Origin of the sequence: Streptomyces sp. AM6-12, from assembly GCF_044327085.1 — a bacterium.
Lineage (GTDB): Bacteria > Actinomycetota > Actinomycetes > Streptomycetales > Streptomycetaceae > Streptomyces.
Window position 1 is genome coordinate 3,183,346 of sequence record NZ_JBIQWN010000001.1, and the last position, 26,382, is coordinate 3,209,727.

The window sequence follows — 26,382 nt, forward strand, 5'->3', positions numbered from 1 at the left end:
TTGGAGGGGGGCCCTATTCAGCAGGGCCCCTTCTTCGATGGGAGACGCGTGCGAATCACTGACATCCAGCGCTGCGGGGTACGGCCGGGACGGCTCGTCGAGTGGACGCTGAGCCCGGCCACCGTGGCGGCGGCGACCCGGCTGCCGGAGGACTCCCGGCCGCCGGCCTACATCCAGGAGTCGCACATCCGGACCGCCAAGTGCGTACGGGACGACGGGCTGTTCGTGCCGACCTGGCTCGGCACCGCCTTCGACCTGCCGGGCCGGGCCGACCTCGACGCGCTCCAGGAGGCCCTGCGCTCCTGGACGCTGCGGCACGAGACGCTGCGCAGCGGCTTCCGCTGGGCCGGGGACGAACTGCGCCGGTTCACCCTCGATCCCGCCGACGTGTCCCTGCACCGGGAGGACGCCGGGGAGTTCACCGACGCGGACCGGCTCGTCGCCCGTCTCCAGGACCGGTTCGACGCCGTCGCCGATGCCCTGCGCTGGCCGAACCTCATCTACACCGCCGTCGTCCGCGAGGACTCCACCAGCGTCTACATGGCCTTCGACCACAGCAATGTGGACGCCTACTCGCTGACCCGGATCGCCGCCGAGGTGCACGAGCTGTACACCGCGATCTTGGAAGGGCGGCCGGCCGACTGCCCCGCGCCCGCGGCCAGTTACGTGGACTTCTGCGAGATCGAGCGGGCCGACGCGGACCGGCTGGACGGCGGGCACGACATCGTGGCGCGCTGGCGGGAGTTCATCCGGCGCGGCGGCGGCACCCTGCCCGCCTTCCCGGTGGACCTCGGACTCGCCCCCGGCGATCCGCTCCCCCGGCAGGCGATGCTGTGCGAACCGCTCGCGGACGCGGAGACGGCGGCCGCGTTCGAGGCGTACTGCCGGCCCTACGGCGGAAGCCTGGTCGGCGTGCTCGCGGCGACCGCGCTCAGCGTGCAGGAGCTGGGCGGGCAGTCGGTGTACCGGACGGTCGTACCGTTCCACACCCGTGTGCGCTCGCGCTGGACCGACTCGGTGGGCTGGTACGTGGGCGGCGCACCCATCGAGGTGCCGCTCACCGGCACCCGCGGCTTCCCGGACGTCCTGCGGGCCGTACGGGCGGAGCTGGGCGCGGCCCGCAAGCTGGCCCGGATGCCGCTGGCACGGGTCCTCGCGTTGCTCGGCACGGACTTCCGGCCCACCTCGCCCGACCTGTACTCGATCGTCTCCTACGTCGACACCCGCACGGTGCCGGGCGCCGACCGCTGGACGGACATGCGGGCGCACGCGCTGCTGCGGGTGTCGTACGGCGACCAGGTGTGCGTCTGGGTGAACCGGCAGCACGAGGGGCTGTGGCTGGCCAGCCGCTACCCGGACACCGACGTCGCCGCGAAGAACATGCGGCTCTACGTGGAGCGGCTGCGGGACCACATCGCCTCGGCGGGCCACGGCCGGCTGTCCGCGGTGTCGTGAGCGCAGCGCGGTGCCGTGCGCACACATCGTTACCCAAACGGGCACCACTGGCCCTGGCACCGAGCAACTACCCCTTTCTACACTGCTGTTGAGGGGGGAGATGTGGTGCACACACGGTTGCACGGGCGGGGGGCACTCTTCGACGCGGATCCGGCCGGCCTGGCGCCGCGCCTGGTGGGGCTGGTTCCCGGGCACCACCGCGCCCATCCGCCGGAACACCCGGACGGGCCCCCTTTCGTGGTGCTCACCGGCGCCCGGGGGCTGGGAAAGAGCGCGGTCCTCGGCGCGCTGCGGGACGCCTACCAGGGGCATACGCCGGTCGCGCTGATCGACTGCGCGGCGCGCCAGTTCGCCGAGCCGCCCGGTGGCCGGCCGGCCGAGTCCTGGTCGCCGACGGCCCAGGCGCTGCTGGTGCTGGCCGAGCAGCTGGCCGAGCCGGTGACCGGCGCCGGGCGGATCACCTTTCCGCGCCTGATGTCGGGCCTGGTCGCGGTGGCCGCGGGCGGCTGGGGCGACGCCGACTCGGAGCGCATCCGCCGGGAGGTCGAGCGGATCCTGCTGCTGAACGAACGGGGCGCCAAATTCGGTGCGTTCGCGGGCAAGTGGGCGGGCAAGGTCGCGGCGAAGGTGGTCGCCGCCGCCACCGGCGCGGGCCCGCTGGTCTCGGGCGCCATCGAGGCCACCCTGGAGTCCGTCGCCGAGGGGTTCACCGGACACCGGCACCAGAAGGCGTCCGAGTGGTACCGCTCGTACCCGAACGCGGGCGGCAACGCGCAGCGCGGGCTGATCCTGCTGTCCCAGCACTTCCGGGACGGCGACGGCTCGCGCGAGCACGCGGAGCGGTACCTGGTGCGGGCGCTGCTGGCCGACCTCGGCGAGGCGTACACCGGGTTCATGGCGAAGATGCAGCGCCTGGGCCGCCCCCTGGTGCTGCTCGACAACGCCCAGACGACGCCGGGCCCGGAGCTGACCGCGGCCGTGCTGCGCGACCGCGCCGAGGGCACCGGCGACCGGGTGGTGTTCGTGGCCGCCCGGCGCGGCGAGGGCCGCGCGGAGCTGCCGGGCGCCCGGCGCAGGCAGCTCGCGGAGGTCGCCCGGCGCACCGACTGGACGCCGGACGCGTCCCCCTCCTCGCGGGCGCTGCTGGTCGCGCTGCCGCCGCTGAGCGCGGACGACACCCTGCACATCGTCGGCGCGCTCTGCTCGGACAGCGCCGTGCCCGCCCATCTCCCGGCCGCTGCCCACCGGTTGACCGGCGGCAACCCGCTGGGCGTGGTGCTGCTCGCCGAGGCCGCCGCGCAGCACCTGCCCGAGGTGACCTCGCTGGGCGGACTGCTCACCGCGGAGTTCCGGCCCGCCGAGGACCGGCCGGGCTCTCCCGTCCACCAGGCACTGCTGGACCGGCTGGTGCCGGCCCCCTACCTGGAGGAGCTGACCGTGCTGGCCGCCGCCCACGACCACGGCTCGGCGTGCGCGCTGGCCGCGGCGCTGCTGCCGGACACCTTCGGGGCCGCCGATGTACGGGCCCTTCAGACACTGCTCGCCGAGGAGGGACTGCCCGTCGCACCGGGCCAGTTCGTCGGGGACCCGTTCGTGCGGACGCTGCTGCTGCTGAGGCTGCATCTGCGCGACGCGGACCACGCCTCGTGGCGGCGGGCCCACGAGACGCTGATCGAGCACTACGCGGAGCCGGAGCAGGCGCCGTACCGGCTCTACCACGAACTCGCCCTCGGGGACGCCGAATCGGCGGTGGCGCGGCTGCGGGACGACTTCGCGGGCGCCGACATCCGGGGGTGGCTGCGCACCCTGCGCTTCCTCGCGGCCGCGCCCTACTTCCACGCGCACGACGCCGAGGGCCACGACTCCGGCGGTCGCGGCGACCGGCGGGCCGCGGTCGCGCTCGGGGTGACGGACGCCGGGTATCCGCTGCCCGAGGGCGTGGACGCCGTACTGCACCTGCGGGTGCGGCGGTTGCTGCACGCGCTGTGGGAGCTGACCGATCCGCTGGTGCTGCCGGACCCGAAGGTGTGCGACCGGCTCCGCTTCGAGCTGGAACAGCTGTCCAATCTGCGCCCCGCCGCGGGCGCGCTGCTGTGGCGGGCCTCTCGGGACTGGCCGGCCGCCGCGCTGGCCGGGCGCCCGATCCAGGGCCCGGACGATCCTGAGGACGACGGTCGCGGGGAGGCCTGATGGCGGGGGGCATGGGGACCTGGGTCAGAGAGCATGTGTGGGAGATCCCGCTGCGCCGGTATCTCTCCCTGCTGCTGGCGGCGGTCCTGGTGGCGGGCGGGATCTTCGGGGTGCGCACCCTGATGCACGACGACCGGCGGTGCGCGCCGGGGGTGTCCCGCCCGGCGGGCAGCGACGAGTGCGTGGGCGTGGCGACCGGGGTGTACGACTTCGGGCAGCCCCGGTTCCACCAGGTGGTGGAGGCGATCGGCCGGGAGAACGAGAGCCTGAGAAGCGGCGGGTACGTGACGGTGGCGCTGATGCTGCCGTTCACCTCCACCTCGGTGACCAATCTGAACGACATCGAGCACCAGCTCCAGGGCGCCTATCTCGCGCAGTACTCGGCCAACCACGACTCCAACGGGCAGTCCCCGCAGATCCGGCTGCTGCTCGCCAACTCGGGCACCGGCGCGGACAGCTGGCGGCCGACGGTGGACCAGCTGGAGGGGATGACCCGGAGCGCGGACTGGCTGCGGGCGGTGGCCGGCATAGGGCAGAGCACCGACCCCAACCAGGCGGCCGTGGCGGCGCTGACCAAGCTCGGCATCCCGGTGATCGGCTCCTCCATCACCGCCGACGAGCTGGCCAACGGGCAGCGCGGCAGGAAGCAGGACCCCTACCCCGGCCTCGCGCGGGTCGCGCCGACCAACACCGACGAGGCCCGCGCGCTCGCCTCGTACACCAAGGCCAGGGCGAGCCGGGCGAACGAGGACAAGGCCATGCTGGTCTACGACAAGCCGGGCGACCCGTACACGAACTCGCTCAAGCAGTCGTTCGCCACGCTGATGAACGGCTCGCCGTACCAGCCCGTCCTGGAGCAGCCGTTCACTCCGCCCGCCGACCGCAGCCAGGAGGGCACCACCGCGAACACCTTCCGGCAGATCACCAACATCGTGTGCGACACCCCGCGGGACACCCACACGATCCTGTTCGCGGGCCGGCACACCCAGCTGCGGCAGTTCGTCAACGCGCTGGGCGACCGCGGCTGCATGGACCGCTCCTTCCAGGTCCTCACCGGCGACGAGGCCTCCTACCTCACCTACGAGAAGGAGCTGAACCGGGACGCCCTGCGGCACAACCTCACCGTGCTGTTCACCTCCCTCGCCCACCCGGACGCCTGGCTGAAGAACCCGCCGAAGACGGGCGGCTCCACGGCCGACTACCAGAAGCTCCAGGGGCTGCTGAAGACCGCCGCGCACAAGCCGGCCGGCCCGATCGGCCCGGTCGCGCTGGACGACGGCCAGCTGATCATCGGCTACGACGCGGTGCAGCTCGCGGTGCACGGCATCCGCGAGGCCGTGCCGGAGGGCCGCAGCATCCCGGCACTGTCGGACGTCGGCCTCCAGTGGCCGCAGGTCAGGGGCTCGCTGAAGGTGGCCGGGGCGAGCGGCTGGATCTGCCTGGACGAGCACGGCAACCCGTACGACAAAGCCGTGCCGATCGTGCGCCTGACCCCGGAGGGCGACTCGCAGTTCGTGCAGCTGGCCTGGCCGGAGGGTAAGCCGCCGGGCAAGGACTGCCTGCCGCCCGCGTGAGGGCCGGCTCCGGCTACGTCCGGGACGCCGTACCCAATGCGACGATCAGTTGTTCGAATCTATGGCGCCAGTCCGTGTCCGAGGGGCCCTCGCCCTGGAACTCGTGGGTGAAGCGCAGCACGCACTCCGCCGTGCCGTCCCGCTCCAGGTGGAACCGCAGCCGCCCGCCGCCGCCCTCGTCCAGGGTGTACTCGGCGACCCGGTCCACGTCCCAGGCGGTGACCCGGCCCGAGCCCAGGCCCCGCAGGGAGACCGTGCCGTCGAGACGGGGTTCGAGTACGCCGACGGCGGTGCACCACGCCCCGAGCCCCTCGGGGGTGGCCACCGCCGCCCAGACGTCTTCCATGGCCCTCGGGAGCCGCACCAGGAAGTGGAGTATGTGCGTGTTCCCGTGGGTCTGACTGGTGCCCTGTGCGATGGAACCGCTCATGACTCCAGTGTGGGCGAGCCTTCGCTCACACGCCCGCGTAGGAGTGCTTGCCGGTGACGAAGATGTTCACGCCGTAGAAGTTGAACAGCCAGCAGGCGAACGCGATCATCGCCAGGTAGGCGGCCTTGCGGCCCTTCCAGCCGGCCGTGGCGCGGGCGTGCAGGTAGCAGGCGTAGGCGACCCAGGTGATGAAGGACCAGGTCTCCTTCGGGTCCCAGTTCCAGTAGCGGCCCCAGGCGTCGCCCGCCCAGATCGCGCCCGCGATGATCGTGAACGTCCACAGCGGGAAGACGGCCGCGTTGATCCGGTAGGCGAACTTGTCCAGGGAGGCCGAGGCGGGCAGCCGCTCCAGCACCGAGGTGGCGAAGGAGCCCGGCTTGATCCCGGCCTCCAGCTTGTTCTCGTACGAGTCCTTGAACAGGTACAGGATGGTGGCGACCGCGCCGACGTAGAACACCGCGCCGCAGAAGATCGCGGTGGAGACGTGGATGTACAGCCAGTACGAGTGCAGGGCCGGGACCAGCTGGTCGCTGGCCGTGTAGAGCACGGTCACGGCGAGGCCGAGGAGCAGCAGCACCGTGGTGGTCAGGAACAGGCCCAGCCAGCGCACGTTCTTCTTCAGCGCCAGCAGCACCAGGTACAGGCCCACGGCCACCGTGGTGAACGTGATGCTGAACTCGTACATGTTGCCCCAGGGCGCCCGCCGCACCGAGGCCGCGCGGGCGACCACACCGGCGAGCTGCACCAGGAAGGCCAGCACGGTCAGCGAGACCGCGATCCGGCCGTACATGTCGCCCTGGACGTCCCCGCCGTGCGCACCGGGTCCGTCCGGCACGTCCCGGGTACCGGCCGCCGCGCGCACGACGACCTGCGGGCGCTCCAGTACGGCGGTGCCGCCGGCCTGCTTGACGGTGACGGCCGGGCCGGACCGCTGCTTGCCCTCGGCGGTGAGCGCGTTGGCCGTACGGGCCACCTTGCTGCGGCTGCCGAAGATCCACTCGGCGATGTAGGCGAAGAAGGCCAGCACGTACACGGTCATCGCGGAGTAGATGAGCGTGTTGCTCATGCTCGCGAGATGCTCGTTGGTCGCTGTGGCCAGCTCTGTTGCGGCGGCGAGAGTCACTTCTCAGCCCCTTCGGCAGGTACGACGTGAGGGTCGGGGGAGGTTGCGGGGGCGTCGTCCGGGTCGGGAGCCCCCGGCGCCTGGTCGTAGAGGATCCCGGCGAGGTCGCCCAGCTCCTCCGGCAGCTTGGCGGACTCGCTGCGGCCGAGCCCGGCCATCTCGACCACGGTCACCCCGTCGGCACCGCGCACCGCCCGCACCCACACGCGGCGGCGCTGGATGAACAGGGACGCGGCCAAACCGAAGATCGCGGCGAGCGCGCCGGTCAGGGCCCAGACGCTGCCCGGTTCCTGGACGATCTCGAAACCGGCCCACTGCTTCACGTCCTTGTCGAACGTGATGGAGCCGGCGCCGTTCGGCAGCTGCATGGTGTCGCCGGGCTTGAGCAGCTTCTTCAGCAGCTGGCCCTTGCCGTCCTTGAACGCCTTCATGTGGCTCGTGTCGAGCTGGTAGACGCTCTGCGGGATGCCCGCGTCCACGCCCAGGTCGCCGTGGTAGGCGTTGACCGCGAGCAGCGGGTTCAGCAGCGCCGGGAACTGCGACATCATCGTGCCGGACTTCGGGTCGAAGGTCGGCACGAAGAACGCCTGGAAGCCGAGCTGCTCGCTCTTGCCCTGCGGGTTCTTGTAGCCGTCCATCACCTTGACGACGCCGTTGGAGGTGACGTTGCCGTCCAGCGGCAGCAGCGGCACCGCGTCGTGGTAGACCACGTCGCCCTTGCCGTCGCGCACCGTGACGACCGGGGCGTAGCCGTGGCTGACGAGGTAGACCTTGGAGTCGCCGATGTGCAGCGGCTCGTTGACCTTGATCGTGGTCGCCTTGCGCTTGCCGTACGCGCCGACGCTGTAGTCGATCTCCGCCTGGAAGGTGCGGGGCGTGCCGCGGTTGGGGCCGCTGGTCTCGTAGGTGCCGGTGAACTTCTTCAGGTCGAAGCTGAACGGCACCAGGTCGTCGCTCTGGAAGAGGCTGCCCGACTTCATGTCGTCGTACATCGGCAGCGCGTTGGAGAAGCCGTCGCCCTCCACCATCAGCTTGGTGCCGTCCGACTTGTACATCTGACCCCAGGCGAAGGAGACCAGGAGCACGATCAGGGCGATGTGGAAGACCAGGTTGCCCAGTTCACGCAGATAGCCCTTCTCGGCGGCGACCGCGTCACCCTCGGCGTGGGCGCGGAAGCGGCGCCGCTTCAGCAGCCTGAGCGCGGCCTCGCGGACCTCCTCGGGCTCCGCCGTGGTACGCCACGTCGTGTACGCGGGCAGCCGGGTCAGCCGCTTGGGCGCGCCCGGCGGCCGGCCGCGCAGCTGCCCGATGAACTGCCAGGCGCGCGGCACGATGCAGCCGATGAGGGAGATGAACAGCAGGATGTAGATCGCGGAGAACCACACCGAGCTGTAGACGTGGAAGAGGCCGAGCTTGTCGTAGACCGGCGAGAGCGTCTTGTGCGCCTTCTGGAAGTCGGCGACCTTGTTGATGTCGGCGCCGGACTGCGGGATCAGCGAGCCGGGGATGGCGGCCAGCGACAGCATCAGCAGCAGCAGCAGCGCGACCCGCATGGAGGTCAGCTGCCGCCAGAACCAGCGGATCCAGCCGACCACGCCCATGGCGGGCACGGCGGACAGCGACTCCTCGCGGGGGGCCGTGGACAGCTGGGACCCGGCGGCGCCGAGCTCCTCCTGGTCCTGGCCCTGGTCGGGTTCGGTCTTGCTCATCGATCAGATCCCCACAGTGAAGCCGGTGGACCAGGTCTGCATCTGCTGGACCAGGCTGTCCCAGGCGCCGGTCAGCAGCAGCACACCGGTCACGATCATCATCGTGCCGCCGATGCGCATCACCCACACATAGTGGCGTTTGACCCAGCCGAAGGCGCCGAGCGCCTTGCGGAAGGCCACGGCCGCCAGGACGAAGGGCACGCCGAGGCCCAGGCAGTAGGCGGCCATCAGGACGGCGCCGCGCACCGCGCTCGACTCCGACATCGCCAGCATGTTCACCGAGGCGAGGGTCGGGCCGATGCAGGGCGTCCAGCCGATCCCGAACAGCGCGCCCACTATCGGCGCGCCGAGCAGCCCGGTCGAGGGCCGCCGGTGGAAGCGGAACTCCCGCTGGGTGAACCAGGGCATCAGGCCCATGAAGAACACACCCATGAGGATCATGAAGACGCCGAGCACCTTGGAGAGCGTGTCCTTGTGCTCCTGGAGGGTCCAGCCGAACTGGCCGAACAGCGCCCCGCCGGAGACGAACACGGCGCTGAAGCCGAGCACGAACAGGGAGGCACCGGCCACCATCCGCCCGCGCCGGGCGTCGGCCAGGTCGGTGCCGACGACCCCGGTGACGTAGGAGAGGTAGCCCGGCACCAGCGGCAGGACGCACGGCGAGAAGAAGGAGACGAGCCCGCCGAGCAGGGCGACGGGGAGGGCGACCAGCAGCGCTCCGTGGAGCACCGTCTGGTTCGCGGCCAGCGTCACGGTCGTACCCACGTCACTTCTCCGCGAGGACCGGCTTGAGCATCTTCAGCAGGGAGGTGTCGTCCAGCGCCTCCAGGGCCCGCGCGGCGACCCTTCCGTGCCGGTCGATGACGAGCGTGGAGGGGATCAGCTGGGGGTTCAGCGTGCCCTTCTTGAAGCGCAGCATGAGCTTGCCCGTGGGGTCGTACAGGTTCGGGTACGTGATCCCGTGCGCCTTCTCGAAGTTGACCGCGGACGTCGTGCTGCTGTCGCGGGTGTTGACCCCGACGAACTGCACGCCCTTGCCCTGGTACGCCTTGGACACCTTGGCGAAGTACTCGGCCTCTTCGCGGCAGGGGCCGCACCAGGAGCCCCAGAAGTTGACGACGACGACCTTGCCCTTGAAATCGGCCACGTCCGCCGTCTTGCCGTCGATGGTCGGCCCGGACAGGTCCGGGGCCGCGGTGCGCTTGCTCACCGGCACGGTGGAGATGCCGTTGTTGCCGGTGACGAAGTTGGTGTTGCCGCCGCCGCCCGAGACGCCTCCCTTACCGCACGCGGTAAGGGACAGGGCCGCGGTGACGGCCACAGCGCTGAGCAGGACGACGCGGCTACGGGTACTCATGTGAAAAGTTTCGCATGTCGCCCCCCGCGTTCTCGCGCACCCCCCTGCGGGGCGGAAAACCGCATTTCAGGAGCTATTTACACGGGACATTCCGGACAGCTGACGGCGGGTGGCGGCTCAGGCCATGAACGTCTTCCAGCCACCCGTGGGCTGGTGCCCGACGTCCAGCGTGCGCAGCTTGGCGAGCACCTCGGGCTTCTGGACGTCGATCCAGTCCGTGAACTCCTTGAAGGAGACCAGCCGCACGTCGGCACCCTTGTCCCGCTGGGCCGCGATGTGCTTGAAGGCCTCCTCGACGGAGTCCATGTAGATGCCGCCGTTCCACTGCTCGAAGTGGTTGCCGATGAAGAACGGCGCCCGGTTGGTCTCGTACGCCCGCTGGAAGCCGGCGATGTACGCCGCCGCGGACTGCTTGCGCCAGCCCGGGTAGTTGTAGGCGGGCGCCTTGGTGGAGTTCACGGACTGGTTGGCGAGCATGTTGTAGTCCATGGACAGCACCTCGAAGCTGTGGCCGGGGAACGGCACGGCCTGGAGCGGGTAGTCCCAGATCCCCTGCCGCTTCACCGGCCACACCTGGCGGCCGCCCGGCGAGGAGGCGTCGTAGCGCCAGCCCAGCTCGCGGGCGGTGGGCAGCAGGTTGTCCTGGCCCAGCAGGCAGGGGGTGCGGCCGCCGGCCAGCTCCTTGTCGTAGTCGAAGGGGAGCGCGGGCAGGTCGTGCCAGCCGGTGTTGGTCTTCCACTCCTTGACGAAGGACTTCGCCTGCTCGATCTCGCTCTTCCACTGCTGTGGCGTCCACCACTTCACCGAGCCGTGCGTCTCGCCGCAGAAGTGCCCGTTGAAGTGGGTGCCTATCTCGTGACCCTCCAGCCACGCCCGGTGGACGTTGGTGAGGGTGGCCTTGATGTGCTCGTCGGTGAGGTAGCCGATGGCGGAGGCGCCGCGCGGGTTGTTCGGGGGCTCGTACATCCGCTTCTTCGACTCGGGCAGCAGGTAGAGGCCCGAGAGGAAGAAGGTCATGTGCGCGCCGTGCTCCTTGGCGAGGTCCAGGAAGCGCGGGAAGAGGCCGTTGCCGACCTCGCCGGCGCCGTCCCAGGAGAACACCACGAACTGCGGCGGGGTCTGGCCCGGCTCCAGCGGCTCGGGCTTCGCGGAGTGGCCCGGCTGCTTGCCGGTGAAGGAGGTGGAGCCGTCGCCGATCAGCTTGGCCGGCCGGTCCTGACCGCCCTGCGCCTGACGGGAACCGCCCGCGCGCCCGTCGCCGTCCGAGGATTTGAGGCTTCCGCAGCCGGCCAGGGTGGCGGCGGCGGCCGCGCCCGCGCCGAGGCCGAGCATCCCCCGGCGGGAGAGGTTCCGGGTGACGGTACGCATGAAAGATCCCCGATTCGTCGCGCGTGCTGGTGGTCACTCAGACAGAGGGCGTGACGATCGGGGAGGTTCCGTTAATTAGTATGTTTTTCGTAATAGCCCCGGCAAAAGTGGGCTAAGCGACTTTTGACGGGCCGTCAGGTGACGGGGGGTCGGAGCGGGGGGCGGGGGTGTACCGGGGGGCCGGGGGCGCACCGTGGGCCGGGACCGGTCAGGCGGGCCGGCGCACCGGTGGACCGGTAGGCCGGGGGCCCGGCAAGCCCGCCAGAAGGCCGACAGACCGGAAGCCCGGCAGACCCGCCAGAAGGCCGACAGACCGGAAGCCCGGCAAGCCGTACCGGAGGGCCGGTGCGCCGGGGGCGCACCCAGGGGACCAACAGGCCCGGCAGGCCCGCCGGGGGGCCGGAGGCCGGTGGGGTGGTCAGGCGCCGAAGGCCTTTCCCTGGGTGCCGCCGCCCTTCTGCGGCTGGGCGCCGGCCCGCAGATGCGCGGGGACGAGATCGATGGCCGGCTCGCTGTAGCCGACGGACACGATCTTGTCGCCCAGGTAGGTGAAGCTCGTCAGCGACGCGAGGGTGCACTGCCGCTTGCGCGGGTCGTGCCACAGCCGCCGCCGCTCCACGTACGACCGGACGATCCACACCGGCAGCTGATGGCTGACCAGCACCGCCTCGTGCCCGCGCGCCCGGTCCTTGGCCGCGTTGAGCGCACCCATCATCCGCACGACCTGGTCCACGTACGGCTCGCCCCAGGACGGCCGGAACGGGTTGACCAGGTGCTTCCAGTTCCCCGGCCGCTGGAGCGCGCCGTCGCCGACGCCGAAGGTCTTGCCCTGGAAGACGTTCTCGGCCTCGATGAGCCGCTCGTCCGTGTCAAGGTCGAGACCGTGCGCCTTGGCGATCGGGGCGGCGGTCTCCTGCGCCCGCTCCAGCGGGGAGGCGCAGACATAGGTGATGTCGCGGGGGGCGAGGTGCTCCGCGACCCGGTCGGCCATCTTCCGGCCCAGCTCGGAGAGGTGGTAGCCGGGCAGCCGCCCGTACAGCACACCCTCGGGGTTCTCCACCTCCCCGTGCCGCATGAGATGGACGACCGTGACGTCCTTGGCGCTGCCGCTCACACTGTTCCCGATGGTCACGCGGTGGCCTCCGCAGCCGCACGGGCCGCCGCCGGAAGGGCGTCGGCGATCTTCTCGAGGGCCCGCTCGTCGTGGGCCGTGGACACGAACCAGGACTCGAAGGACGACGGCGGCAGGTAGACACCGTCCGACAGCATCGAGTGGAAGAACGCGGTGAAGCGGAACGACTCCTGCCGCTTGGCGTCCTCGTAGTCGCGCACCTGCCGGTCGGTGAAGAACACCGAGAACATGTTGGACGCGTTCTGCAGCCGGTGCGCCACGCCCTCCTTGCTCAGCGCCTCGGTGACCAGCGACCGGAGCTGCGCGGAGACCGCGTTCACGGTGTCGTACGCCGCCTCGTCGAGCAGCCGCAGCTGGGCGACGCCCGCGGCGGTGGCGACGGGGTTCCCGGAGAGGGTGCCGGCCTGGTACACGGGCCCGGCGGGCGCGAGGTACGCCATCACGTCCGCGCGTCCCCCGAACGCGGCGGCGGGGAAGCCGCCGCCCATCACCTTACCGAAGGTCATCAGATCGGGCTTGACCCCGTCGACGCCGTACCAGCCGGCGCGGCTGGTACGGAAGCCGGTCATGACCTCGTCGGAGATGTAGAGGGCGCCGTTCTTGTGGCAGGCGTCCCTGAGCCCCTGGTTGAAACCGGGGTCCGGCGGCACGACGCCCATGTTGCCGGGCGAGGCCTCGGTGATCACACAGGCGATTTCGCCGGGGTGGCGGTGGAACGCCTCCTGCACGGCTTCGAGGTCGTTGTACGGCAGCACGATCGTGTCACTCGCCTGGGCACCGGTGACGCCAGGCGTGTCGGGCAGCGCGAAGGTGGCGACGCCGGAGCCGGCGGCGGCCAGCAGGGCGTCCACATGGCCGTGGTAGCAGCCGGCGAACTTGATCACCTTGGTCCGCCCGGTGAACCCGCGGGCCAGCCGGATGGCGCTCATGGTCGCCTCGGTCCCGCTGCTGACCAGCCGGACCTGCTCCACGGGCTCGATCCGGGCGACGATCTCCTCGGCGAGCGCGACCTCGCCCTCGCCGGGCGTGCCGAAGCTCGTACCGCGGGCGACGGCGTCCTGGACGGCGGCGATGACCTCGGGGTGCGAGTGCCCGAGGATCATCGGACCCCAGGAGCACACCAGGTCGACGTACTCCCGTCCGTCGGCGTCGGTGAGGTAGGGACCGTTGCCGGACACCATGAAACGGGGTGTGCCGCCGACGGCGCCGAAGGCGCGCACCGGGGAGTTCACGCCCCCCGGCGTGACCAGGGAGGCACGGTCGAAAAGCGCCTGGGAGACAGGCGCTTCGTAGGGATAGGGCGTTTCGCTCAGTGCACTCATGACGTGCGGCTTCTCCGGCTTCTCGGACTCCGGTTGCGGGGTGACCTCCTCAGGGTAGGCCGCCCGCCCGGAACGACGGCGGCCCGCCCGCGGTTCCGCGCCGCCGCGGTCCGCCATCTGCGAGACTGAGACCTGACACACACAGCTCCTGGGCACGGAAGGATCAGGGACCGGGCGGATCCCCGTGGACTGTTGTTCCACCGCACGTTTCGGCGGGCGGCCGTGGGGGAGGTCACTGACACGATGATCGGGTTGCGCGGCGGGGGCCACGCGTCCTAGAAAAGCAGTCGGGTGGAGATATGCATCGCGGTGGCGGACTGGGCGAGGGGACCGATGACCTCGGTCCTCGACGTGCCCGGCGGGGAAGGCACCGGCGCGAAGCGGAGGACACGACCGAAGCACGTAGAACACAGGGTGCACCGGGTGAGCCCGAACGGTACGACCGGCAAAGCGACCGCCTGCACGACCAGCAGGCCGAGCGAACCGCCGACAGAGCGAAGGACTTCCCGCGGGAGGCCCGCGGAGAACGCCCGACGGAGTTCCCCCGGGGCGCGGCGGAGCCCGCGAAGGACGCTCGGGTGGAGCGGCCGGTGGACTTCCCGAAGGACGCTCGGGGTGAACGGCCGGCGGACTTTCCGCGGGAGGCTCCGAGAGACCTGCGGGGAGATGTGCGCGGGGACGCTCATGGCGATGTCCGGGGCGACCTGCGTGGGGACGTCCGCGGAGAGGCTCGTGGAGACTTTCGCGGGGAGGCCCGTGGGGACGTTCACGGAGAGGCCCGTGGGGACTTCCGGGGGAACCTCTGGGGGCGGCTTCGGGGGGAGCGGCCGTCCGGCCCCGCACGCACCCCGGACGCTCCTGCGGACCTGCCCCGAGACCTGCCCCAGGCCCGTCCCGCGGACCTACCCCGAGACGCGCCCCCGACCCCTGCCGCGGGCCTTCCGCGAGACGTGCCCCCGGCTCCTCCCGCGAGCAGGTCGGAGTTCGTCCGGGATGCCCCGTCGACGCCTCCTGCGACGCCTCCCCCGGTCCACGCGGACTTCCCCCGCGAGCTCTCCTCGGACCTCCCCCCGGACCCTCCGGCGGAGCGGCAGTCCGGCCGCTCCGGCGGCCGTCGGCGTGCCCCCCGCGCCGATCGCGTCGGCGCCCTCGGGACGGGGAGCGGGAGTGGTGGCCGGGTGGGGGTGACGTACAAGTACTTCGGCGCACCGGACGGCGCGACCGCGGCCCGCGTCCCCATCTCGATGCGCCCCGAGGAACTCGGCGGCGACGAGCTGGGCATGAACGGCATGTTCACCAAGATCAAGCCGGAGACGATGGCCGCGATGGTCCTGACCGGCATCGAGGGCATCCCCCTGCACAAGGTCCCACCCCTCGAACTGGTCGTCCTGCACCCCGACTACGCGGTCGTCAAACTCCCGATGACCGTGGTCGACCCTTTGCGCGGCATCGGCGAGGAAGCCGTCGGCGCCGCGGCCTTCATCTGGTCCACCGTGCCGGACAGGGGCGGCCCGCGGGACGCGTTCAACGTGTACCGACTCCTGCACGAATGGCAGGACTTCAGCCACCGGCTGCATGAGGCGGGTCATCAGGCGTATTGCCTGGTGTGGCCCTGAGCCGGAATTCGGCGAGGAGGGCGGGGCTTCCGGGCCCCGCCCTCGCACCCCTCGTCCCGGTGCGCGGGGACGCTCCGGGGCCGGGGGCGGCGGGTGGGTGAGGCCGGGCGGCGGCTGAGGGCTTCGGATCCGCTGCGCAACCGCGCCCTGTACCGGCTCGCGGGCCGGGGCCGGCCGGACCGCATCGCCCTGACCTTCGACGACGGGCCCGACCCCGCCGCCACCCCGCGCTTCCTGCGGCTGCTCGCCGAGCGCCGGACACGGGCCACGTTCTTCTTCTCGGCGAGCAGGCGCGCCGGTCGCCCGGTCTGGTCCGCGAGATCGCCGCCGCCGGCCACGAGATCGGCGTCCACGGCTGGCCGCACCGCCCCCTGCTCCTGCGCGGCCCGCTCGCGGCCTACGACGATCTCGCCCGCGCCCGTGACACCGTCGCCGCGATCACCGGACTCCGGCCCACCCTGTTCCGGCCGCCCTACGGCGTCATGTCGACCGCCGCCCCCCTCGCCGCCCGGCGCCTCGGTCTCACACCGGTGCTGCGGACGTGCTGGGGGGAGGACTGGACGGCACGGGCCACGGCGGAGTCCGTGCGTCGCACCGTCGTCCGCGACCTCGACGGCGGCGGGACCATCCCGCTGCACGACTCCGGCCGCACCTCCGCACCGGGCGCCTGGCACTCGGCCCTCGGCGCCCTCCCCCGCATCCTCGACCCCTGTGCGGAGCGGGGCTTCGAGGTGGGCCGGCTGTGCGGCCACGGATGGCCGCTGCCCGGCGCCCGATGCTCGGGAGCGCTTCCCGGCCGCCGTTCGTCTACAGTGCCGTAGACCGTCTACATTTCTGTAGTCACTCACCGCCAGGCATCCCCTCCCAGCCGTCCCCGGTGAAAGCCTCCGTGACCGGCCAGTCGTCCGGCGGCCGGGCGCCGGGGCCGCGGGGCGCAGCCGCACCGGCTGGTGAGAGGCACTGCCGCCCGCAACCGTTCACCGCAGGTACGACCCGGCCGGAAGGCCGACGGAGGATCATGCGCCCCAAGATCCTGGTCGTCGAGGACGACCACGCCCTACGGGACGCGCAGCGCCGGGGACTGTCCGACGAGGAGTTCGAGCCGGTCCTGGCCGCCGACGGCGCCACCGCCCTGCGGCTGGCCACCGGCGGCATCGCGGCGGCCGTCCTGGACGTCGGCCTGCCCGACGCGGACGGACGCGACGTGTGCCAGGCGATGCGTGCCAACGGCTTCACCGCCCCCGTGATCTTCCTGACCGCCCGGCACCAGCTCACCGACCGCCTGGCGGGCTTCTCCGCGGGAGGCGACGACTACCTGCCCAAGCCCTTCCACCTGGCCGAGCTGGTCGCCAGGATGAGAGCCGCCATCAGACGGACCGCCACGACGGCGGGCGCCTCGACCGGTGACCTCCTCCTGGACGCGGTGGACCACAGCATGACCGCGCACGGCACCCGCGCCACCCTCTCGCCCACCGAGCTCCGGCTCCTGGCCACGCTCGTCGCCGCCGACGGCACCCTCGTGCGCCGCCGCGATCTCGTGCGGGCCGGCTGGCCCGAGGGCGCGCACGTCAGCGACAACACCCTGGACCAGTACCTGAGCCGGCTGCGGCGCAAGCTGCGGGAGACGGGCAGCAGCCTCACGATCGGTACGGCACGGGGGATCGGACACCGCCTGTCATGAACCGCGCCCCGCGTGTCCTTGGCCGCCTTGCCCCGCGCACCCTGCGCGGCCGGCTCTCCCTCGTGGCGCTGACCACCGCCGCCCTGCTGATCACGGTCCTGACCGTGGTGTTCAACGCCAAGGACGCCTTGGCCACCGACGCCCCTGCCCCCGCGCCCGCCGACCGGCCACCCGCTGACCGGGCCACCGCCTGGCTGCGACGCCGGCTCGGCCGCGCGGCCGTCCTGTCCTACGCCGCCGCGCTGTTCGTGCCGGGTCCGGGACTGTGGCTGCGCCGGCCCCACCCGCTCCCCCTCGGCCACGCCCTGCACCCGCCCGTGTCCACCGCGCCCCTTCTGCTCTCCCTGGTGCTGTTCGCGGCCGGGCTCCAGGTCCCGGTGCACGCGCTGGGCGGCCTGCTGCGCCGCCCGGCCGCCCTGATGGCGGGTCTCGCCCTGCACCTGACGATGCCGCTGCTGGCCGTCCCGGCCGTCGCGTTCCTGCTGCGCCTGACCCCCGACACCGACGGCGGCAGCGGCCTGGTGACCGCGATGATCCTGATCGTGGCGATGCCCGTGGCCGCCGGGGCCACCGTGTGGACCGGCAAGGGCGACGGCGACCAGCCGACCATGGTGGGACTCGTCCTCGCCTCCACCTTGCTCAGTCCCCTCACCATCCCCCTGGTCGTCCGGGCCCTGGTGCCGCTCCTCAGCGACGGCTACGCGACCAGGCTCACCCGGACCGCGCACACCGCCCACGGCGGATTCGCGCTCCTCGGTGTGGTCGTGCCCTGCGCGGCGGGCATCCTGTGCCGCCTGGCACTGCCCGCGCCGGGGCTGCGCCGGGTGTCCGGCGTCGTCCTGCCCGTCGCCCTGTACGGCTCGCTCCTGCTGACCTACGTCAACGCCAGCGGCGCCCTCGGCTCCTTCCTCACACGACCGCGCCCACTCCTGTTCGCTGCCGCGCTCGCCGTGGCGATCGTGGTCTGCCTGCTGTCCTTCGCGGCCGGCCGGTGCGCCGGCCGGCTGCTGCGACTGGACGCCCCCGCGGCGTCCTCCCTCACGCTCGCCTGCGGCATGAACAACAGCAGCGCGAGCGCGGTCCTGATCACCACCGCGCTTCCCGACAAACCGCACCTGCTCCTGCCGGTCCTCGCCTACGGGCTGCTGCAGAAGACGGCCGCCGGCCGCGTGGTGCGCGGGACACGGCCGCCCCGCGGGGCATCCGCCCGGTCGTAGTACCCCGGTACCACCTCCCTGCCACTGTTCGGTCCCCGGTACCACCGGTTCCGGCGGATCACGGACCTAGCGTGGCGGAGAGGCGTCAGGCGTTCCGGACGCCGGAGTCCGAAAGAGAGAACACGCATGATCGAGGCTCAGCAGCTCACCAAGAGGTACGGGGAGAAGACAGCGGTCGACGGCCTTGGCTTCACGGTGAAGCCCGGCGCGGTCACCGGCTTCCTCGGCCCGAACGGCGCGGGCAAGTCCACGACGATGCGCATGATCGTCGGGCTGGACGCGCCGACCAGCGGCACGGTCACGGTGAACGGACAGCGGTACGCCCGCCACCAGGCGCCGCTCCAGGAGGTCGGGGCGCTCCTGGAGGCGAAGTCGATCCATCCGGGCCGCTCGGCCTACAACCACCTGCACGCCCTCGCGTTGACCCACGGCATTCCGCGCCGCCGGGTCGACGAGGTCGTCGAACTGGCCGGCCTCGGCAGCGTCGCGAAGAAGCGCGCCGGTGCCTTCTCGCTCGGCATGGGACAGCGGCTCGGCATCGCCGCGGCCCTGCTCGGTGATCCCCAGACCGTGATGCTGGACGAGCCCGTCAACGGGCTGGACCCCGAGGGCGTCCTCTGGATCCGCAACCTGCTCACCGGCCTCGCGGCCGAAGGACGTACGGTGTTCGTCTCCTCGCACCTGATGAGCGAGGTGTCGCTGGTGGCGGATCACCTGATCATCGTCGGGCGGGGACGGCTGCTGGCCGACACGACCGTCACCGACCTGGTGCGCGAGGCGGGCGGCGACACCGTGAAGGTCGCGACGGACGACCCCGCGCGGCTGCGGGACGTACTGGCCGGGCCGGGAGTGGAGATCACCGGCCGCATCGGTTCCGAGGAACTCCAGGTCACCGGGGTGTCCGCCCGCGAGATCGGGCTGACGGCCGCCAAGCACGGGATCCCGCTGTTCGAGCTGACCACGAAGGCCGTCTCGCTGGAGGAGGCATTCATGGAACTGACCAGGGACGCCGTGGAGTACCACGGCTCCACGACCGGCACCGAGACCTCCCGGAGCGCGGCATGAGCACCCTCACGGCGACACCCGAGACCCCCGAGACCGCCCCGGCCGCTCCCGCCCGGCCCGCCTACCGGGTGACCGGACGACGCGTACTGGCCTCGGAGTGGGCCAAGCTCTGGAGCCTGCGCTCCACCTGGATCACCCTCGGCCTGGGCCTGGTGTTCCTCGTCGTCTTCGGCGTCATCGCCGCGAGCCACTACAAGTCGAACCTCGGCTCCGGCCGGCACATGGACCGCGACTTCGCCACCGCCACGGCCGCGAGCCTGTCCCTCTTCGGCACGAACTTCGCGCAACTCGCCCTCGGCGTACTCGGCGTGCTGGTCACGGCCGGCGAGTACTCCACCGGCATGATCCGCTCCACCCTGGCCGCGGTGCCGCGCCGCCTGCCGGTGCTGTGGTCGAAGGCGGCGGCGTACGGACTGGTCGCCCTGGTGGTCGCCACCGCCGGCGCGTTCATCGCGTTCCTCGTCGGCAGCCGGATCGTGTCGGGCACGCCCGCCGCCATGGGCCTCGGTCACGCCGGCGTCGTACGCAGCCTGCTGGGCGCCGGGCTGTACCTGGGCCTGGTCGGCGTGATCGGTGCCGCTCTGGGCATGCTGCTGCGATCGGTGGCCGGCGGCATCTCGGTGCTCGTGGCCGCCCTGATGCTCGTACCCGGACTGGTCTCCCTGCTGCCCACCTCGTGGCAGGGCGACATCGATCCCTACCTGCCGAGCAACGCCGGCGAGTCGATCTTCGCCCTGACCCATGACTCGACCACCCTGTCGCCGGGTGCCGGACTGCTGGTCTTCCTCGGCTGGACGGCTCTGGCGCTGGCCGGGGCGGCGTACCGGCTGCTGCGCAGCGACGTCTGAGCGCGGCCACCCGCATCATGGGCTGGTGACGTCCGTGACCTCCCCGACCACCTCGACCACCTCGACCATCGAGGATCTCAGCGGGATGGGGCCGCTGGTCGCCCGGCTCGGCCGGGTCGGCCAGCGGCTGCGGTACGCCGACCGCGCCCGGCCGTGGGTGCTGGACACCGCCGTGGTGGTGCTGGTCTTCCTGATGTTCTGCCTGCCGGACGTGCTGCACGCGGTCGGCACGATCAAGGGGGACGGGGACGGTGACGGCCCGCGCCGCTTCCGCATGGCCTTCACCCGGTTGCCGGTGGCGGGGATGCTGGCCCTGCAAGGCGGGCTGGTGCTGCCCCTGCTGTGGCGACGCCGGGCGCCCGCGGTGGCCTTCGGCGCGGTCACGGCCGTGTTCGTGCTCCAGTGGTCGCTCGGCGCGGCGCTCCGTGCGGACGTGGCTCTCTTCGTCGCCCTGTACAGCCTGGCCCTGCACGGACGGCTGCGGCACTTGCCCTGGGCCTGCGCGGCGACAGCGGGCGCGCTCGGGTTGGTCGCGGCGACGGTGTCGGCGGCGATGTCGGTCTGGGACGCGCTGTTCTTCCTGCTGAGCACGGCGACCGCGGCCCTGGCGCTCGGTCTGATGATCCGCATCCGGCGGGCCCAGCTGGCCGGGCTGCGGGACCGTGCGGCACGGCTGGAGATCGAACGCGACCAGCGCGGCAGACTCGCCGTCGCGGCCGAGCGGACGCGGGTGGCCCGCGAGATGCACGACATCGTCGGCCACAACCTGTCCGTCATCATCACCCTCGCCGACGCGGGCGCCTACGCCACCGCCGCCGCCCCGGAGCGCGGAATGGAGGCCCTGCACCTCATCGGGGACACCGGTCGCCAGGCGCTGAGCGAACTGCGCCGGGTGCTCGGCGTGCTGCGCGAGGCGGACGGCCCGCGGGCCGAGCCGGAACTGACCCCGCAGCCCGGTCTCGCGGACATCGACGCGCTGTGCGAGGGGGTGCGCGCCGCCGGTCTGGGGGTCGTCTACCGTACGGCCGGTGACGTCGACGCGCTCGACAGCGGGGTGCAGCTCGCGGTCTACCGCATCGTGCAGGAAGCCCTGACCAACAGCCTCAAACACGCCGGTGCCGGCGCCCGTGCGAGCCTGGCGATCGTCATCGAGGACACGCGGGTGACCATCACCGTCCAGGACTCCGGCCCGGCCGCACCGGCCGGGCGACCCGGCGCGACGAACGAGGAAGGACACGGTCTGGTGGGCATGCGGGAACGAGCGGCCCTCTACGGAGGACACGTCAGCGCGGGCCCCGCCGGCGCCGGCTGGACGGTGCGCGCCGCCCTTGACCTCGCCTCCGGGGGCGGTGCCCGGTGACGACCGTGCTCATCGTGGACGACCAGCCGCTCCAGCGGTACGGCTTCCGGATGCTCCTCGACTCCGTACCCGAGACGGATGTGGTCGGCGAGGCCGCACACGGGACCGAGGCCGTGCGCAAGGCCGCCGAACTCCGCCCCGACGTGGTCCTCATGGACGTACGCATGCCGGGCATGGACGGTATCGAGGCCACGCGCCGCATCGTCGCCGCCGGCGACCGCTCCCGCGTCCTCGTCCTGACAACCTTCGACCTCGACGAGTACGTCTACGCGGCCCTGCGCGCCGGAGCCAGCGGTTTCCTGCTCAAGGACGCCCGCCCCGAGGAACTCCTCGCCGGGATCCGTGCCGTGGCCGGCGGCGACGCGGTCATCGCCCCCGCCCTCACCCGCCGTCTGCTGCACGAATTCGCCCGGCTCGTGCCGCCCGGCGGCCAGGGCGGTGCCGAGGATCCGCGCCTGAACGCCCTCACCGACCGCGAACGCGAGATCCTCGTCGCCATCGGCAAGGGCTGGTCCAACGGCGAGATCGCCACGCATTTCGTGCTGTCGGAATCCACGGTGAAGACCCACGTCGGCCGCGTCCTCTTTAAAATCGGCGCCCGCGACCGCGTCCAGGCCGTCATCTTCGCCTACGACCACGGCCTGACGCGCCCCCAGGCCGGCCGACCTCGACGACCGTAGGACAAAGAGATCGAAGCCCTTGGGCTCGAAGGCGCGGGCACCTCTTCCGTCGAAGCACCAGAGGCGCACGCGGCAAAGCACCCGGACAGGGGGCGACTCGATCGTCCTGCCGAATCCCGTCTCCGGTCTCCGGTTGAATGAGGCCGGGGCGACCGCGATGGCGTCCGCGGGAGGCAGTGGGCGAGGAAGCGCAGGCCCTGCGGTGTCGCGACGACGCCGACACCCCAACTCGCCTCCTGCGCGGCGGTGATCAGCGTGCCGACGCCATGGGCGACACCCGCCGCGCACACGACGACGTACATGAACGGTTACTTGTCCCGATTGGTCGGTTCGGTCGTCTGGGGGCTTTCGGCCGGCGGGCTGACGTGGTGCGGTTCAGGAAGCGTACGGCGGCGGTCGCGGATGTCCGGATGTCTCGGGATCGGGGGCGATGTCCGTGCCGTCCGGTGCCCGAGCGCGCCGCGAGCGCCCGCTCGGCCGGATACGCTTGGGCCGCTGCGGCACCCTCCCAACTGATCCGCTCCCGCGGTGAGTCACGGCCTGCGGCGATCCAGACGTCTTTGGGCATGAGGATGAAGAACACGTGCTTATAGCGGGCCGATACAGGCTGCGGGACACCATCGGGCGGGGCGCGATGGGGGAGGTCTGGCGGGCCTTCGACGAGACGCTCGGCAGACCGGTCGCCGTGAAGCTGCTGCTCCCCCACGACTCCGACCCCACCGCGTCCTCGCGGTTCCGGCTGGAGGCGCAGACCGCGGGGCGCCTGAGCCATCCGAACGTCGTCGGGGTCCTGGACTTCGGCGAGTTCGAGGGCCGGCTGTTCCTGGTGATGGAGCTGGTCGACGGGGGCAGCCTCGACGGGCTGCTCAGCGCCTGCGGGCCGCTGCCTCCCGAACGGGTGGCCCGCATCGCCGCGCAGGCCGCCACCGGGCTGGCCCTCGCGCACCGGCAGGGCATCGTGCACCGGGACATCAAGCCGGCCAACCTCCTGCTGGCCGCCGACGACACCCTGAAGATAGGCGACTTCGGCATCGCCCGCTTCTTCGACGACCCCAACTCCGCGCTCACCGCCACCGGTCAGATCGTCGGCACCAGCCTCTACCTCGCGCCCGAGCGGGCCCTGGGCCGCACGGCCGGGCCGGCGTCCGACGTGTACTCCCTGGGCTGTGTGCTCTACCAACTCCTCATCGGCAGGCCGCCGTTCCAGGCGGACAGCCCGCTCGCGGTGCTGCACCAGCACCTCGACGCCACCCCGGTCCCGCCCCGGCGGCTGCGCACCGACCTCTCGCCCGCCTTCGAGAGCTATCTGCTCGGGCTGCTGGCCAAGGAGCCGGAGAGCAGGCCCACGGCGGAGGAGGTGGCGGACTGGTTCGGACGCGGGTCCTGGCGCGGCGCGCCGGAACCGCTGCCGGTCGCGCACCAGGGTCACGGCCGGTCCAAGCCGTCCCTCATCACCGGTCCGCGCATCGCCGTCCCCGCACGCCACGCCTCCACCCCCGTACGCCACGCGCCCACCCCCGCACGCCGCACCGCCGCGCCCCCCGCCCGGCCCTCCTCCGACGGCGCCTTCGCCCCCGCGGGGGACACCGAGTGGCAGACGAGCGTGCACCGCGCCGCCAGCCGCCGCCCGCGCCTGCCGCTGCTGCGCCGTTCCCGGCTGCTGGCCGTACTGGGCGGCACCGGCCTCTTCGTCCTGGCGCTGCTCGCGGGCATGGCGTGGTTCTCGCCCAGCTGAGTCCGGCTGAGCGGGCAAGGAGACCCGGAGCGGGCGGCCTGCGACCGGGGGCGCGGGCCGGTTGGGGCGGGCAGGGCAGCCGAGGCAGCGGGCCGGGAAAGGTTCGAGGGGGTACGCCGGCCGTCCCGAGCCCCCTCGGAAGGACCTCTGAGGGCCGCCCCCTAAGACCCCCCGGCGCCGCTCCTCGACGCCCTCGCCTCCCCCGCCCGTGCCAGTACCTCGTCCACCGACCACTGGTCGTAGGCGTGCTCGCCATAGCGCGCGGCGGCGATCCTGCCCCCGGCGTCGATCAGGAAGTCCGCGGGCAGTCCCAGCCGACCCCCGTGCGGCTGGGCTGCCGGTGCGTGTTCCCGGCCTCGTGGGATCGTCCACGCGCTGCGCAGCACCGCCCGCAGCACCGGGCCCCAGACCCGCGGGTTCAGCAGGGCGCGCGGCGCCGACTCCACGCCGAACTCGACGTACAGGCGCTTGTCCGGGTCGGCGACGACCGGGAAGGGCAACTCGCCCACATGCGCCCGCAGTTCGTCGGCGGGTGAGTGGAAGAGGACCACCTCGCGGACGCCGGCCGCGCTCAGCTCCGCGTGCCGCCGTACGACCGACCGCAGATGCAGATTGCACACCGGGCAGCCGGCGAAGCGCCGGAACTGGAGGTGGGTCAGCCGGTCCGGGTCGGGGTCGGGGAGGTCGAGGGGCGGCCCCGTCACCGGGACCAGGGTGCGCGGGGTGATCGAGGCGCCGGGGACAAGGCGCCCGCCGGGCACGGCAATCGGCATCGACATCGGCCTCCTTGATAGGCGTATGCCGTACACCTACGAGTGTTAGGCGTATGCCGTACGCTGTCAACCGCCATGCCCCGACCCCGCTCCCTGAGCCACGACCGACTGGCCGCCGCCGCGCTCGCCGTCCTCGACCGCGAGGGCATCGCCGCGCTGTCCATGCGCGCGGTCGCCGCGGAACTCGGCATGAGCACGATGGCGCTGTACCGGTACGTCCGCGATCGCGGCGAACTGGAGCTGCTGGTCGTGGAGTTCGTGCTCGCGGCGGTGGACACCAGCGCCCCGGACGCCGGGCTGCCCTGGCGGGAGCGGATCGGGATCCTGGTGCGGCGGATGCGGGACACGCTGAGCGCGCACCCCGCCGTCGTACCGCTGACCATGACCCACCGGCACCACTCGCTCGCGCTGCTCCGCTGGTCGGAGACGGTCCTCACCGTGCTCACCGGCGCGGGCTTCGACGGCGAGGACCGGGTCATCGCCCTGCGCAGCCTGGTCGCCTACGTCAACGGCGCCCTGCAACTGGAGCACCTGGGCGCCCTCTCCGGCGCGGGCACGACCGCCATCTCGGAGCTGTCCCGCGACGACTTCCCGCTGATGGCCGCCACCGGGCGCAGCGCCCGGCAGGTGGACCCGGAGCGGGAGTTCTTCGGCGGGCTGGCCGTCCTGCTGCGCGGACTGGACCACTGAGCCTTACGGCTCAGGCCGGCCGGAACCGGTCCGCCGGACCCGCCGCCTCGCACGCCGTGGTGACGTCCCGCCTCGCACGCCGCGGTCACGTCCCGCCGCGCGCCCGCAAGCCGGGCGCCTGACGGCCCCGCTCAGCAGTACGGCGCCTGCCCCGTCAGCGACGCCGCCACCCTCGTCCACACCCCGAACTGCCGGTACAGCGAGGGGAGTCGGCCGGACACCCGTATCGTGCGGCCGTCGTCCGCCGTGACTCCGGTCAGGCCGAGCAGGGTCGTGGCGACCGCGGTGGACTGCCAGCGGACGGTGAGGGTCACCTCGGCCGCGGCGGGGGCCGGGCGGGGCGGGAGCGGGGTGAGGGCGGCCGCCACCGTGCCCTCGATCGCCTTGTGGGCCTCGGCCGCGGGGCGCAGCTCGGCCGCGAAGCGGTCATGGGCGTACTTCACCGGCACCGCGGCCACCGACGGATCCCACTCCGTCATCTCCGCGCACGCCGCGTCGTCACCCGTGAGGGCCACCACCGGCACGCCCAGGGCCGCCGCCGTGGCGTGGGCGAGGCCGATCTCGCCGACCGGGCGGCCGTCCAGCCACATGTCCTCGATCTCATGGCCCATGAAGCTGTGGCTGAGCACGCCCGGAACGCCGGCGCGGGCGTGATAGCCGACGCAGACCATCGCGTCGTAGTCCTCCGCCAGCCCCTCCAGCATGCCCATCGGCTTGGGCTTGCCGCGCACCAGCCGGGCGGCGGGGTGCAGGTCGTCGGGGCGCAGGTTGCGCATCGGGCCGTGGGCGTCGTTCACGAGGACGTCGCGCGCGCCGGCCGCCAGCGCGCCGCGCACCGCCGCGTTCACGTCCTCCGCCATCATGGAGCGGCCCCGCTCGTAGTCCCGCCCGCCCGGCTGGACGTCGTCGGCGTCGACGAGGCCGGTGATGCCTTCCATGTCCGCACTCACGTACACACGCATGGCACCGACCCTAACGGACCCTACGTATTGTAGGTTCCCAATCGGCCGCAGCCACAAGGCCGTTCATACACCTGTTCCACCACGTCACCGGGGGA

At 72.3% G+C, this 26,382-nt stretch carries 23 protein-coding genes and 2 pseudogenes; 14 read left to right on the forward strand and 11 right to left on the reverse strand.

Annotation, left to right across the window (positions count from 1 at the left end):
* Positions 1-48 precede the first annotated feature (48 nt).
* The 3 genes from ACE4Q9_RS14350 (at position 49) to ACE4Q9_RS14360 (ending at position 5,219) form a co-directional block, all read left to right on the forward strand.
* Positions 49-1,455 carry a condensation domain-containing protein gene (locus tag ACE4Q9_RS14350; protein WP_397984630.1) on the forward strand — a complete coding sequence of 469 codons (1,407 nt, stop codon included), beginning with the start codon at positions 49-51 and terminating at the stop codon, positions 1,453-1,455.
* A gap of 105 nt (positions 1,456-1,560) precedes the next feature.
* The gene (locus ACE4Q9_RS14355) at positions 1,561-3,645 is read left to right on the forward strand and encodes a hypothetical protein (protein WP_397984631.1); all 2,085 of its coding nucleotides are present in this window, start codon (positions 1,561-1,563) and stop codon (positions 3,643-3,645) included.
* Complete coding sequence (locus tag ACE4Q9_RS14360; RefSeq protein ID WP_397984632.1) at positions 3,645-5,219, forward strand: ABC transporter substrate-binding protein; 1,575 nt, start codon at positions 3,645-3,647, stop codon at positions 5,217-5,219. Before ACE4Q9_RS14355 ends, ACE4Q9_RS14360 begins: the two co-directional genes overlap by 1 nt.
* Before the next feature lie 13 nt (positions 5,220-5,232).
* Here the strand turns inward: ACE4Q9_RS14360 and ACE4Q9_RS14365 are convergent, their stop codons facing one another.
* The 8 genes from ACE4Q9_RS14365 to hemL form a co-directional block, all read right to left on the reverse strand.
* Complete coding sequence (locus tag ACE4Q9_RS14365) at positions 5,233-5,649, reverse strand: hypothetical protein (protein ID WP_397984633.1); 417 nt, start codon at positions 5,647-5,649, stop codon at positions 5,233-5,235.
* Positions 5,650-5,674: 25 nt separating this feature from the next.
* Positions 5,675-6,772: a c-type cytochrome biogenesis protein CcsB gene (gene ccsB / locus ACE4Q9_RS14370; RefSeq protein ID WP_397984634.1), complete on the reverse strand. Its 1,098-nt coding sequence runs from the start codon at positions 6,770-6,772 to the stop codon at positions 5,675-5,677.
* Positions 6,769-8,481, reverse strand: a complete 1,713-nt coding sequence (locus ACE4Q9_RS14375) for a cytochrome c biogenesis protein ResB (protein WP_397984635.1) — start codon at positions 8,479-8,481, stop codon at positions 6,769-6,771. Before ACE4Q9_RS14375 ends, ccsB begins: the two co-directional genes overlap by 4 nt.
* 3 nt (positions 8,482-8,484) lie before the next feature.
* Positions 8,485-9,246, reverse strand: coding sequence for a cytochrome c biogenesis CcdA family protein (locus tag ACE4Q9_RS14380; protein ID WP_397984636.1), 762 nt, complete (start codon positions 9,244-9,246; stop codon positions 8,485-8,487).
* 1 nt (position 9,247) lies between these two features.
* Complete coding sequence (locus tag ACE4Q9_RS14385) at positions 9,248-9,838, reverse strand: TlpA family protein disulfide reductase (protein WP_397984637.1); 591 nt, start codon at positions 9,836-9,838, stop codon at positions 9,248-9,250.
* 117 nt (positions 9,839-9,955) lie between these two features.
* Entirely contained in the window at positions 9,956-11,206 is a 1,251-nt protein-coding gene (locus ACE4Q9_RS14390; protein ID WP_397984638.1) for a hypothetical protein, read from the reverse strand.
* Between the two features lie 418 nt (positions 11,207-11,624).
* Entirely contained in the window at positions 11,625-12,281 is a 657-nt protein-coding gene (locus tag ACE4Q9_RS14395; RefSeq protein ID WP_397987210.1) for a histidine phosphatase family protein, read from the reverse strand.
* A 53-nt stretch (positions 12,282-12,334) separates the two neighbouring features.
* Complete coding sequence (gene hemL, locus ACE4Q9_RS14400; RefSeq protein WP_397987211.1) at positions 12,335-13,651, reverse strand: glutamate-1-semialdehyde 2,1-aminomutase; 1,317 nt, start codon at positions 13,649-13,651, stop codon at positions 12,335-12,337.
* 1,187 nt (positions 13,652-14,838) lie between these two features.
* Here hemL and ACE4Q9_RS14405 point away from each other — a divergent pair.
* The 9 genes and pseudogenes from ACE4Q9_RS14405 to ACE4Q9_RS14445 all read left to right on the forward strand — a co-directional run bounded on the left by ACE4Q9_RS14405 (position 14,839) and on the right by ACE4Q9_RS14445 (position 22,127).
* A complete protein-coding gene (locus tag ACE4Q9_RS14405) occupies positions 14,839-15,276 on the forward strand; it encodes a hypothetical protein (RefSeq protein ID WP_046417215.1) in 438 nt (145 codons plus the stop codon).
* Positions 15,277-15,369: 93 nt separating this feature from the next.
* A pseudogene (locus tag ACE4Q9_RS14410) lies at positions 15,370-15,746 on the forward strand (polysaccharide deacetylase family protein); the annotation flags it as partial.
* Positions 15,747-15,758: 12 nt separating this feature from the next.
* A complete protein-coding gene (locus ACE4Q9_RS14415; RefSeq protein ID WP_397987354.1) occupies positions 15,759-16,097 on the forward strand; it encodes a hypothetical protein in 339 nt (112 codons plus the stop codon).
* Positions 16,098-16,294: 197 nt separating this feature from the next.
* Positions 16,295-16,957 carry a response regulator transcription factor gene (locus ACE4Q9_RS14420; RefSeq protein ID WP_397984639.1) on the forward strand — a complete coding sequence of 221 codons (663 nt, stop codon included), beginning with the start codon at positions 16,295-16,297 and terminating at the stop codon, positions 16,955-16,957.
* Positions 16,954-18,174, forward strand: a complete 1,221-nt coding sequence (locus ACE4Q9_RS14425; protein ID WP_397984640.1) for a sodium-dependent transporter — start codon at positions 16,954-16,956, stop codon at positions 18,172-18,174. The genes ACE4Q9_RS14420 and ACE4Q9_RS14425 overlap by 4 nt, the downstream gene beginning before the upstream one ends.
* 126 nt (positions 18,175-18,300) lie before the next feature.
* Entirely contained in the window at positions 18,301-19,239 is a 939-nt protein-coding gene (locus ACE4Q9_RS14430) for an ATP-binding cassette domain-containing protein (RefSeq protein ID WP_397984641.1), read from the forward strand.
* Complete coding sequence (locus tag ACE4Q9_RS14435) at positions 19,236-20,087, forward strand: ABC transporter permease (RefSeq protein ID WP_397984642.1); 852 nt, start codon at positions 19,236-19,238, stop codon at positions 20,085-20,087. Before ACE4Q9_RS14430 ends, ACE4Q9_RS14435 begins: the two co-directional genes overlap by 4 nt.
* Positions 20,088-20,172: 85 nt before the next feature.
* Positions 20,173-21,447, forward strand: coding sequence for a histidine kinase (locus tag ACE4Q9_RS14440; protein ID WP_397987212.1), 1,275 nt, complete (start codon positions 20,173-20,175; stop codon positions 21,445-21,447).
* Positions 21,444-22,127 (forward strand): response regulator, encoded by a 684-nt coding sequence (locus ACE4Q9_RS14445; protein WP_397984643.1) that lies wholly within the window; start codon positions 21,444-21,446, stop codon positions 22,125-22,127. Before ACE4Q9_RS14440 ends, ACE4Q9_RS14445 begins: the two co-directional genes overlap by 4 nt.
* A gap of 132 nt (positions 22,128-22,259) precedes the next feature.
* Here the strand turns inward: ACE4Q9_RS14445 and ACE4Q9_RS14450 are convergent.
* A pseudogene (locus ACE4Q9_RS14450) lies at positions 22,260-22,429 on the reverse strand (flavoprotein); the annotation flags it as partial.
* A 281-nt stretch (positions 22,430-22,710) separates the two neighbouring features.
* Here ACE4Q9_RS14450 and ACE4Q9_RS14455 point away from each other — a divergent pair.
* Complete coding sequence (locus ACE4Q9_RS14455; protein WP_397984644.1) at positions 22,711-23,862, forward strand: protein kinase; 1,152 nt, start codon at positions 22,711-22,713, stop codon at positions 23,860-23,862.
* 161 nt (positions 23,863-24,023) lie between these two features.
* Here ACE4Q9_RS14455 and ACE4Q9_RS14460 read toward each other — a convergent pair whose 3' ends face one another.
* Positions 24,024-24,635 (reverse strand): peroxiredoxin-like family protein, encoded by a 612-nt coding sequence (locus ACE4Q9_RS14460; protein WP_397987213.1) that lies wholly within the window; start codon positions 24,633-24,635, stop codon positions 24,024-24,026.
* A gap of 75 nt (positions 24,636-24,710) precedes the next feature.
* Between ACE4Q9_RS14460 and ACE4Q9_RS14465 the strand changes: the two genes are divergently transcribed.
* A complete protein-coding gene (locus ACE4Q9_RS14465; protein ID WP_397984645.1) occupies positions 24,711-25,325 on the forward strand; it encodes a TetR/AcrR family transcriptional regulator in 615 nt (204 codons plus the stop codon).
* Between the two features lie 131 nt (positions 25,326-25,456).
* Here ACE4Q9_RS14465 and ACE4Q9_RS14470 read toward each other — a convergent pair whose 3' ends face one another.
* Positions 25,457-26,287, reverse strand: coding sequence for a M55 family metallopeptidase (locus ACE4Q9_RS14470; RefSeq protein WP_397984646.1), 831 nt, complete (start codon positions 26,285-26,287; stop codon positions 25,457-25,459).
* Between the last annotated feature and the right edge of the window lie 95 nt (positions 26,288-26,382).

Bases quoted from the DNA above. Each gene is read 5' to 3' on its own strand.
- ACE4Q9_RS14360 (WP_397984632.1), top strand. From the start codon at position 3,645: ATGGCGGGGGGCATGGGGACCTGGGTCAGAGAGCATGTGTGGGAGATC.
- ACE4Q9_RS14365 (WP_397984633.1), bottom strand. From the start codon at position 5,649: ATGAGCGGTTCCATCGCACAGGGCACCAGTCAGACCCACGGGAACACG.
- ACE4Q9_RS14375 (WP_397984635.1), bottom strand. From the start codon at position 8,481: ATGAGCAAGACCGAACCCGACCAGGGCCAGGACCAGGAGGAGCTCGGC.
- ACE4Q9_RS14385 (WP_397984637.1), bottom strand. From the start codon at position 9,838: ATGAGTACCCGTAGCCGCGTCGTCCTGCTCAGCGCTGTGGCCGTCACC.
- ACE4Q9_RS14390 (WP_397984638.1), bottom strand. From the start codon at position 11,206: ATGCGTACCGTCACCCGGAACCTCTCCCGCCGGGGGATGCTCGGCCTC.
- ACE4Q9_RS14395 (WP_397987210.1), bottom strand. From the start codon at position 12,281: ATGCGGCACGGGGAGGTGGAGAACCCCGAGGGTGTGCTGTACGGGCGG.
- ACE4Q9_RS14415 (WP_397987354.1), top strand. From the start codon at position 15,759: ATGTCGACCGCCGCCCCCCTCGCCGCCCGGCGCCTCGGTCTCACACCG.
- ACE4Q9_RS14420 (WP_397984639.1), top strand. From the start codon at position 16,295: ATGCGCCCCAAGATCCTGGTCGTCGAGGACGACCACGCCCTACGGGAC.
- ACE4Q9_RS14425 (WP_397984640.1), top strand. From the start codon at position 16,954: ATGAACCGCGCCCCGCGTGTCCTTGGCCGCCTTGCCCCGCGCACCCTG.
- ACE4Q9_RS14430 (WP_397984641.1), top strand. From the start codon at position 18,301: ATGATCGAGGCTCAGCAGCTCACCAAGAGGTACGGGGAGAAGACAGCG.
- ACE4Q9_RS14435 (WP_397984642.1), top strand. From the start codon at position 19,236: ATGAGCACCCTCACGGCGACACCCGAGACCCCCGAGACCGCCCCGGCC.
- ACE4Q9_RS14440 (WP_397987212.1), top strand. From the start codon at position 20,173: ATGGGGCCGCTGGTCGCCCGGCTCGGCCGGGTCGGCCAGCGGCTGCGG.
- ACE4Q9_RS14460 (WP_397987213.1), bottom strand. From the start codon at position 24,635: ATGCCGATTGCCGTGCCCGGCGGGCGCCTTGTCCCCGGCGCCTCGATC.
- ACE4Q9_RS14465 (WP_397984645.1), top strand. From the start codon at position 24,711: ATGCCCCGACCCCGCTCCCTGAGCCACGACCGACTGGCCGCCGCCGCG.
- ACE4Q9_RS14470 (WP_397984646.1), bottom strand. From the start codon at position 26,287: ATGCGTGTGTACGTGAGTGCGGACATGGAAGGCATCACCGGCCTCGTC.